At 72.0% G+C, this 8,457-nt stretch carries 9 protein-coding genes and 1 pseudogene; 5 read left to right on the forward strand and 5 right to left on the reverse strand.

Going from position 1 to position 8,457, the window contains the following annotated elements:
- Positions 1-469: 469 nt before the first annotated feature.
- Positions 470-1,447 carry an alpha/beta hydrolase gene (locus ABT085_RS40290; RefSeq protein ID WP_351620166.1) on the reverse strand — a complete coding sequence of 326 codons (978 nt, stop codon included), beginning with the start codon at positions 1,445-1,447 and terminating at the stop codon, positions 470-472.
- A gap of 487 nt (positions 1,448-1,934) precedes the next feature.
- Between ABT085_RS40290 and ABT085_RS40295 the strand changes: the two genes are divergently transcribed.
- Together ABT085_RS40295 and ABT085_RS40300 are read left to right on the forward strand one after the other, a co-directional pair.
- Entirely contained in the window at positions 1,935-2,414 is a 480-nt protein-coding gene (locus tag ABT085_RS40295; protein WP_351620169.1) for a MarR family winged helix-turn-helix transcriptional regulator, read from the forward strand.
- 267 nt (positions 2,415-2,681) lie between these two features.
- A complete protein-coding gene (locus tag ABT085_RS40300; protein WP_351620172.1) occupies positions 2,682-4,022 on the forward strand; it encodes an aminotransferase class I/II-fold pyridoxal phosphate-dependent enzyme in 1,341 nt (446 codons plus the stop codon).
- A 205-nt stretch (positions 4,023-4,227) separates the two neighbouring features.
- On the opposite strand, the gene ABT085_RS40305 is transcribed toward ABT085_RS40300, so the two are convergent.
- Complete coding sequence (locus tag ABT085_RS40305) at positions 4,228-4,443, reverse strand: oxidoreductase dimerization domain-containing protein (protein WP_351620187.1); 216 nt, start codon at positions 4,441-4,443, stop codon at positions 4,228-4,230.
- 49 nt (positions 4,444-4,492) lie between these two features.
- On the opposite strand from ABT085_RS40305, the gene ABT085_RS40310 reads away from it, so the two are divergent.
- On the forward strand, positions 4,493-4,756 hold the full coding sequence (locus ABT085_RS40310; RefSeq protein ID WP_351620190.1) for a hypothetical protein: 264 nt from the start codon (positions 4,493-4,495) through the stop codon (positions 4,754-4,756).
- Here ABT085_RS40310 and ABT085_RS40315 read toward each other — a convergent pair.
- A pseudogene (locus ABT085_RS40315) lies at positions 4,703-5,587 on the reverse strand (FAD-dependent oxidoreductase); the annotation flags it as partial. The gene ABT085_RS40310 and the pseudogene ABT085_RS40315 sit on opposite strands and share 54 nt — an antisense overlap.
- Before the next feature lie 675 nt (positions 5,588-6,262).
- On the opposite strand from ABT085_RS40315, the gene ABT085_RS40320 reads away from it, so the two are divergent.
- Both ABT085_RS40320 and ABT085_RS40325 read left to right on the forward strand, forming a co-directional pair.
- The gene (locus ABT085_RS40320; protein WP_351620175.1) at positions 6,263-6,742 is read left to right on the forward strand and encodes an SsgA family sporulation/cell division regulator; all 480 of its coding nucleotides are present in this window, start codon (positions 6,263-6,265) and stop codon (positions 6,740-6,742) included.
- 259 nt (positions 6,743-7,001) lie between these two features.
- Positions 7,002-7,478, forward strand: a complete 477-nt coding sequence (locus ABT085_RS40325; protein ID WP_351620178.1) for a MarR family winged helix-turn-helix transcriptional regulator — start codon at positions 7,002-7,004, stop codon at positions 7,476-7,478.
- On the opposite strand, the gene ABT085_RS40330 is transcribed toward ABT085_RS40325, so the two are convergent.
- Positions 7,462-8,022: an enoyl-CoA hydratase/isomerase family protein gene (locus ABT085_RS40330; RefSeq protein WP_351620181.1), complete on the reverse strand. Its 561-nt coding sequence runs from the start codon at positions 8,020-8,022 to the stop codon at positions 7,462-7,464. The two genes, ABT085_RS40325 and ABT085_RS40330, sit on opposite strands and share 17 nt — an antisense overlap.
- 21 nt (positions 8,023-8,043) lie before the next feature.
- Entirely contained in the window at positions 8,044-8,301 is a 258-nt protein-coding gene (locus ABT085_RS40335; protein ID WP_351620184.1) for a hypothetical protein, read from the reverse strand.
- Positions 8,302-8,457: the final 156 nt, after the last annotated feature.

Raw genomic sequence — 8,457 nt, forward strand, 5'->3', positions numbered from 1 at the left:
GCGGGGCCACTCCGGCTGCCGCGAAAGCCCCGAAGCCCCGTGCGCCGGCGGGCCCGGCCCGCCAGCGCGCGGCGTGATCTGCGTGCTGTCACCCCTGCGGCGCTTCACGTCACGCCGCCGCCGGTACCGTCGGGCAGCCGCCGGTCGCGAGCCTGGACCGGACATCTCGTGGACCCGTACGACGTCGTGCGGGCGGGCGGGCAGTGCCCGACGGCCCGGCGGTGTGCGGAACCACGGGCCGCAGCCGGACCGCGACGGCGAACGCGCCGGCCGGCACCGCCTGCCCGGCACGGCTACCGGACCGCCTGCCCGACCAGCTGCTGCTGCGGCGGATCGCTGCGAGCGCGGGGTGCCCGGGAACACGGCTTTGGGGCACGTCGCCGCACACGCCGAGCAGACACCTCTGGGCACCGCGCGCCGTTCGCACCTGCGCCTGCGACGGCATGCGAGCCGACAGGCTTCGGCCGGGTCAGGCGCCGGTGCCGAGTGCCTTCCGGAGTACGGCGACGGCCTGAGCGACGGCCGCGCGGGCCGGCGCTGTCGCCGACAGCGCGTTGAGCACGGCGAAGTCGTGCACGGTCCCGGCGTAGCGGGTCGCGGTGACCGCGACGCCCGCGGCTCGCAGTTTCTCGGCGTAGGCCTCGCCCTCGTCTCTGAGCACGTCGGCTTCCGCGGTGATGACGAGCGCCGCGGGCAGACCGGTGAGCTGCTGTTCGGTGGCGCGCAGCGGGCTGGCCGTGGCCTGCGCGCGCCGGCCTTCGTCACTGGTGTACTGATCCCAGAACCACTGCATGGAGTCACGGCGCAGGAAGCGGCTTTCGGCGAACTCGCGGTAGGAGGGGGTGTCGAAGTCCGCGTCGGTGACGGGACACAAGAGCACCTGATGGGTGAAGGAGACTCCCCCGCGCTCCTTGGCCAGCAGCGTCAGGGCGGCGGCGATGTTGCCGCCCGCCGAGTCGCCGGCGACGGCCAGCCGGGAGGGGTCGAGGCCGCACTCGCCGCGCTGCCTGCTCACCCAGCGCGCCACCGCGTAGCACTCTTCGAGCGCCTGCGGGTAGCGCGCCTCGGGAGAGAGCGTGTACTCCGGGAAGACCAATGCGGCCTGCACGCCCGTCGCCAGCTCGCCCACCAGCCGGTGGTGCGTGCGTGCGCTGCCGAAGACCCAGCCGCCGCCGTGCACGTACAAGATCACAGGCAACGGCCCGTCGGCTCCGCGGGGGCGCACGATGCGCACAGGAACACTGCCCCGGGGCCCGCCGGAGACGGCGACCCAGCGTTCGTCCACCTCGGACGCACTGTGCAACCCTGCAGCCTGCAGGCTCTCCCATGCCCTGCGGCCCGACGCCGGTCCCAGATCGAGCAGGGAAGACGGAGCAGCACTCGCCGCGGCGAACTCTCGGGCTGCAGGTTCGAGGACCGGCTCCGACGAAGAGGCACAGTCAGGCATGACGTTTCCTTTGTGGGGGGCAACAGGCCGCGTGCGGTGCTCGGGGACCGGCCCCGGCCAGGGCGCGGCTGCCCGCCGCTGCCCCGGAGCCGCCGCTGCGCACAGACACTGCCTGCGATCCAACCCGTGCCGCAGCGCCGGGGCATCAGTCAGGTGACTGTGAACCGCGGACGGACCCGGGGCGGCCCTGAGGGCAGGCCGTGAGCACAGCCGCATCGGGAGGCGGCCCCCTCGGCCCTGCGCCTGAACGGCGCGAGCGGCCTCTCGCGCTGCCGGGAGGGTGGCCGCTGCGTGAAAGCCGCCGGCCGCCCGGACGAGGCCGTGGCCGGCTGCCGGACCACGAAGGGGGTTACCGGCACCGGCGATGCCGGGCATCTGCCGGAGCGACACCCATATGTAAAATTAAAGCGTGCGCAATATAATTGTTCACGTGAAACTTTTGGTGTAGTTTGAGGTCAGGACAATCACGCGGACGGAGCGAGATGCGATGAAGACGGACGAGACGGGAGTGCGGCATCCAGCGGTGGCGGAGGACCAGGCCAGCCTGCTGCTGGACGACCAGATGTGCTTCGCGCTCTATGCGGCCCAGCGGGCCATGACCAACCGCTACCGCCCCCTGCTGGAGGAGTTCGGCCTGACCTACCCCCAGTACCTGGTGATGCTGGTGCTGTGGGAACACGGTGCGCTGCCCATCAAGGACCTGGGCAGGCGGCTGCAGCTCGACTACGGGACCCTGACCCCGCTGCTGAAGCGTCTGCAGACGCACGGCCTGATCCTGCGCGAACGCCAGGCAGGCGACGAGCGGGCGGTGCGGATCAGCCTCACCGAACAGGGTTCGCACCTGCGCGAGCGCGTTCGCGTCGTCCCCGCCGCCGTCGGAAAGGCCGTGGGCCTGACCGCGAGGGAAGTCGCGCAGATCAAGGCCGCCATGGAGCGCCTGACAACAAACGTGACCGCGGGCCGGTAGTCACGGGCCTGCACCCGTGCAGGGCGTGCCGCGCCGGGGCGAAGCAGCGCGGACCCGGCACGTGCGGGCAGCTGCGCACCCGCCTCGTTGTCCGCACCGCCGACGCGTGGCACCCGCGTACCCCCTCTCGGCGACGCCGGCCCGGCACACCGGCGCCCGTCGCCGACACCGGTCCGCATGGGCCGCAGGCGTGGCCGCAGACTGCGGGTGCCGCACCGGGTCGGCCAGGCCGCCTCGGCAGCGGAGCCCGTTATGCACTAACGCATAATGGGCTTTGTGGTAGCACCATACGGGTTCAGTGGGCAGGGTGCGGCGGAGATCGCGGCGAGCATCGAGGAAGCGATCGGGCGGGGTGTGCTGGCGCCCGGCGCCGTCCTGCCGCCCCACCGGGAACTCGCGGCCGAGCTCGCGGTGAATCCCAACACCGTCGCGGCGGCCTACCGGCGCCTGCGGGACCGCGGCGTGATCGAGACCGCGGGTCGGCGCGGCAGCCGGGTACGGCCCCGCCCGGTCACCACCGTGCACGATGCGCTCGGACCCCAGCTGCCCCCCGGGGTACGCGATGTGTCCACCGGCAACCCGGACACCGCCCTGCTGCCCCCGCTCGGCAAGGCGCTGGCCGAGGCCGCAGAGCGCCATGCGGCGCAGCCGGTGCTCTACGGCCAGGCGCCCCTCGGCAGTGAACTGAGCCGGCTCGCCCGGGCCGCCTTCGACGCAGACAAGGTCCCCGAGGGGCCTGTCGGGCTGACTTCCGGCGCGCTCGACGCCATCGAACGCGCCCTCGTCGCGCATCTGCGGCCCGGCGACACGGTGGCCGTGGAGGACCCCGGCTGGGCCAGCCTCTTCGACCTCCTGCCCGGACTCGGGCTGCGGCCGGCCCCGGTCGCCGTCGACGACGAAGGTCCTGTGCCGCACCACGTGGAGACAGCACTACGGCAGGGGGCGCGGGCCCTCATCGTCACCGACCGGGGCCAGAACCCGACCGGCGCCGCCCTGTCCTCGGCACGCGCCCGGGAACTGCGCGCCGTCCTCGACGACCACCCGAAGGTCCTCGTCATCGAGGACGACCACGCCTACGGACTGTCCGAACTGCCGCTGCACCCGCTCGCCGGCAGCACCCGGCACTGGATGCTGGTGCGCTCGACGGCCAAGGCCTACGGGCCCGACCTGCGCATGGCCGTCCTGACCGGCGACCCCGTCACCGTCGACCGGGTGGGCGGCCGCCACCGCCTGGGCCCCGGCTGGGTCAGCCACCTGCTGCAGGACACCGTCACCCACCTGTGGCGCACCCGGGCGCTGGACATCTTGGCCGTATCCGCCTCCTACGCCGCCCGCCGCGACGGCCTCGTGCAGGCTCTGGCCGAGCGCGGCGTCCCCGCTCACGGGCGCAGCGGCATGAACGTCTGGGTACCGGTTGCGGACGAGACCGCGGCCGTGACCCGGCTGCTGCAGTCCGGCTGGGCCGTTGCTCCCGGTGCGCGCTTTCGCCTGCGCAGCGCTGCCGGTGTCCGGGTGACCATCTCGCCGCTCGCCGTCCAGGACCTGCCCGCTCTCGCCGACGCCGTCGCCGCCGCGGTCCGTCCCCATCGCACCGTGCGGTTCGGCTGACACCGCACCCACCCGCCAGACCGGCGGCGCACCCCGCCGGGGTCCTGTCCGCCGTGCCCGCCCCTGGCCGCCCGCAGGTCCTCGGGATCCATACGGTGTTGCCGGGACACGTCGCGCCGTTCGGCATCCGCCCGGCGGGTGGGGCCGAAGCGGCCGGCACCGGCCGGCGCCCCTGCGGCGGCTGTTTCCGGGCCGCTCCGGGCCGTCACAGATCCAGCAGGGCCTGCTCGACGACCTCGGTCAGGGCAGGGTGGATGTAGAGCACGTCCCGGGCCACCTGGTCGACGGTCAGGCCCAGGGACATGGCCTGGATCAGCGGCTGGACGAGCGTGGCGGCCTGGGGGCCGATGATGTGGGCGCCCAGGAGCGTGCGCTCGGCGGGGTCCGCGAGGACTTTGGCGAAGCTGGTGGTGTCTTCCAGCGCCCACCCGTAGGCGGTTTTTCTGCGCGTAGTCGCGCACGCTCACCAGGTGGGGCGTTCCACGGCGGCGTGCCTGCTGTTCCGTCAGGCCGACACCGGCGATCTGCGGGCTGGTGAACACGGCGTGCGGGGCGACGGCGCGATCGAGGGTGCGGACGTCGTCGGGGTGCACGATGTTGTGCCGCACAATCCGGGATTCGGCGTTCGCCATGTGCTTGAGCTGGAAGTGGTTCACGGCGTCACCCAGGGCCCAGACCCCGGGTACCGAGGTGCGATAGGCGTCGTCGGTCACGACGTGGCCGTGCTCGTCTAGCTCGAGGCCGCCGGCCGCGGCGTCCAGCCGGTCGGTGTTGGGCCTGCGGCCGACACAGACCAGCAGCGCGGCCGCCTCGACGACGTGCTCGCCGTCCGGGCACTGCACGGTGAGCGCCACGCCGTCGCCCTGTGGTGCGACGCGGGTGGCTGTGGCGTCGAGCAGGACGCGTTGGCGTCGGGAGACGAGTTCGGTGAAGCGTGCCGAAATCTGGTCGTCCTCGGCCATCAGCAGGCGTGGCCCGCGCTGCACGATCGTGACGTCGGCGCCGAAGGCACTGAAGACATGGCCGAACTCGGCCGCAATGAAGCCGCCGCCGAGCACCGCCAGGGATTCGGGTACGGCATCGATCCGCATGACGGTGTCGGACGTGTGATAGGCCACGGTGGCCAGTCCGGGCAGGTCCGGGACCACCGGGCGTGAGCCGACCGCGACGACGAAGGTATCGGCGGTGATCTGCTCGCTTCCCGCCCGGAGCACCTTCGGGGCGATGAACCGCCCCTCCTCGGCGTACACGTCGATGCCGTTGCTGCGGCGGTAATCCAGCGCGCTGTCGTGCAGGGGATCGATGTGCTGGAAGACGCGGTCGCGGATCGCCTTCCAGTCGACCGGCTCGACGCTCGCACGCACACCGAGACGCCTTGCTTCCTGCGCTTCGACGACCGCGTCGGCGGCGATGACGAACATCTTGCTCGGGATGCACCCCCGGTTCAGGCACGTGCCGCCGAACCGGCCCGGTTCCACGATGGCCACGCGCCGGGAAGAGGATTCCTCCGTCAGCAGCATGTTGCCACTGCCCGCTCCCAGGATGACGAGGTCGTAGTGCCGCATACCCGTCCACCTTCCGCCGGCCTGATGTCGATCCGCGGCGCATGGTCGTCAGCGCATCATCCCCGTTCCATGTCATTTTGGACGGATTGGACGGTTTGCACCAACAGCCCGCGGTCACAGCGGGAGAGGTTCGCCTGCTGCCCGGGTCGGTCCGCCGCCGCATGCGCGCTGTGCGGCGCACCGTCCGGATCACTTTGGGCAGACAGCGGCGGTGATGCCGCCGGCAGAAGGCCGGCGCAGCAAATCCGCTCCCCGCCCTGCGCCGCGCGCCCGGCAAACCTAGGAACACAGCCACCAGCCTCTCCCCACGACCCTGCAGCACCCTCGGCGGCCGGCCGGCGACAGCCCACCCAGCCCGCGGCCGCCCCCGCAGCAAACGACGACGGCGAACACCTTGACAGTGCCGCCCGCGGGCGCGCCGGCGCCAGCGCATGCCCGGCGTGCGACTGTTCGCACAGGCCGTCGGCGCCGGCGAAGGAATGCCGACCGCAGACCATGCCGTTAAGGCTCAGAGCGGGCCCGAAGGCCATCGCGGGCGGCGGCCCCGGCGCTGCCCGGCGGCCCATTTTCCGCACGCCGAGGGGGCGTGCGGGACATGCCGGAACCGGATGACACAAGGGCCCGGCTCGCTCCGCACATCGCAGGAGGGGGGTCCGACGTCTCGAAAGGGGCACCATGCTTCGCCCGTACTCATGCCTTTCCGCCGCCGGGCGGCCTGTCCCGTGCACACGGTCGCTGTCGCTGGAGCTGGACTGGATCATCTCGCCGTCGCTGCGCATCCCGATGACGGCGACCTTCCACTACACCGAGGCCGACCCCCTCGTGGTGCGACTGGAACTGCCCGCACCCCAGGACCCGACAGGCCCGGCCGTCACCTGGATGATCTCCCGCGACCTGATGTTCGACGGCACGGAAGAGCCCAGCGGCATAGGGGACGTGCGGCTGTGGCCCTCAGCCGCCGGCACCGGCCGGGTCCTGCACATGAGGCTGGAGGTATCCACCCTGTCGTGCCTGCTTCAGATGGACCTGGCCCGGATCCAGGACTGGCTGCTGGACACCTTCGAACTCGTCCACCCCGGCACCGAACTCGACTCGGCCGACTGGGACTCCCTCGCCACCCTGGCCGACGGCACGGAGGACCCGCCCCGCCGCTGAGCAAGACCGCCGCCCCGCGAACGGGCGGAAAGCCGCCGGCCCCAGGCCACTCCCCGCCGCGTGCAGGGCAGCCGGCCCGCGGTGCCTCACACGGCGGGAAAACCCCGGGGCGGGACGGCGCGGGCCGCCCCCTCCCCCCAGGACAGGCCGGGTACCGCCACAGAGCACACGATTACCGCGCCCACAATCTAATTGCATCAGCGGGTATTTTGGGCTAGAATGCGATGACGTGATCGATCGATTCGGGAGAGGGGTTGCGATGAGCACCGCCGAGGCAGTTCACCAGAACACCGGGAGCGAAGACAGCGCCAGCCTGCTCCTCGAGGACCAGATGTGCTTCGCGCTGTACACGGCGCAGCGGGCGATGACCAACCGCTACCGCCCCCTGCTGGAGCAGTTCGACCTGACCTACCCCCAGTACCTGGTCATGCTCGCACTGTGGCAGCACGGAGCCCTGCCCATCAAGAAGCTCGGCGCCCTGCTGTCGCTGGACTACGGGACCCTGACCCCGCTGCTCAAGCGCCTGCAGACACACGGACTGATCAGCCGCGAACGCCAGGTGGACGACGAGCGCACGGTGCAGATCGCCCTCACCGAGGAGGGAACCGCACTGCGCGAGCGCATCCGCGTCGTCCCCGCCACCATGCAGGAGGCCTCCGGTCTGACCGCACAGGAGGCCGGAACCGCGAAGGACATCCTCGACCAGCTGCGGGCCAACCTCACCACGAGCAGCTGACACCACCGCCCAGCCTCGCCCCCGGGTCGCCTTCCTGTTGCAGGCCGCAGCGAAACAAGGCCGCGATCCGTTCACGGGTCTCGGGCCAGGCCAGGGCCGCGGCGAAGGTGTTGCGGCCGTTGAATAGGCTGTCGAGCGGGGGCAGCCAGACCTGGTTGACCAGGGTCTTCGCGGATTCGAGGGGGCGCCGGTCGAAGGAGGCGATGCTCCGTGCCAGGGTGTCGACGCATCCGTCCAGCTCGGCGTCCGGCAGGCAGCGGTTGATCCAGCCGTAGCGTTCGGCGGTGTCGGCGTCGAAGCCGTCGGAGCCCAGGATGATTTCCAGCGCGCGCCCGCGGCCGGTCAGCAGCGCAAGCCGCCCGGTACCGCCCCCGCCGGGGATGACGCCTGCACCGACCTCGGGCCGGCCCAGGACGGCGTTGTCACGGGATGCGAAGCGCATGTCGCAGGCGAGGGCGAACTCGCTGCCCACACCGCGTACACGGCCGCGGATCTTTGCGATGCCCACCACCGCAGACCGGATCAGACGCAGCATGGTGCCCATGGGGACGGTGGTACCGGACGGTCATGCGGTCCGGCTCGTGCCCGCCGGCCTGCCCGTCATGTCGAAGTGGGCGAGGTAGAAGTCGGTGTTCGCGCTCTCGAACACGACGACCCGCAGGGCCGGGCTCGCCTCCATGCGCGCCAGCAGGTCCTGCAGGCCTTCTGACACCGTGTGATCGACGACGTCGAGGGGCGGATCGCCGAACGCCACCCGCCAGTAGGCGGGCGATTCCTCGATGACGTGAACAGGCCCTGCGGGCTCGGCCCAGGTCGCGTTCATTTCTGCTCCTTGCCGTGTCAGCGGACGGCCAGGCGTGGTGGCGACCTGGAAAACCGCGGGCATCGCCACCGTGCGGTCCGGCAGGCACCGGGATCACGCAAGGGGGCGGCAGGACCGGCCGGCCGGCGCACCGCTCAGAGCGGCGGCGCGCCGCCC

Source organism: Streptomyces sp. NPDC002265 (genome assembly GCF_040296125.1).
In the GTDB taxonomy this organism is placed as follows: Bacteria; Actinomycetota; Actinomycetes; order Streptomycetales; family Streptomycetaceae; genus Streptomyces.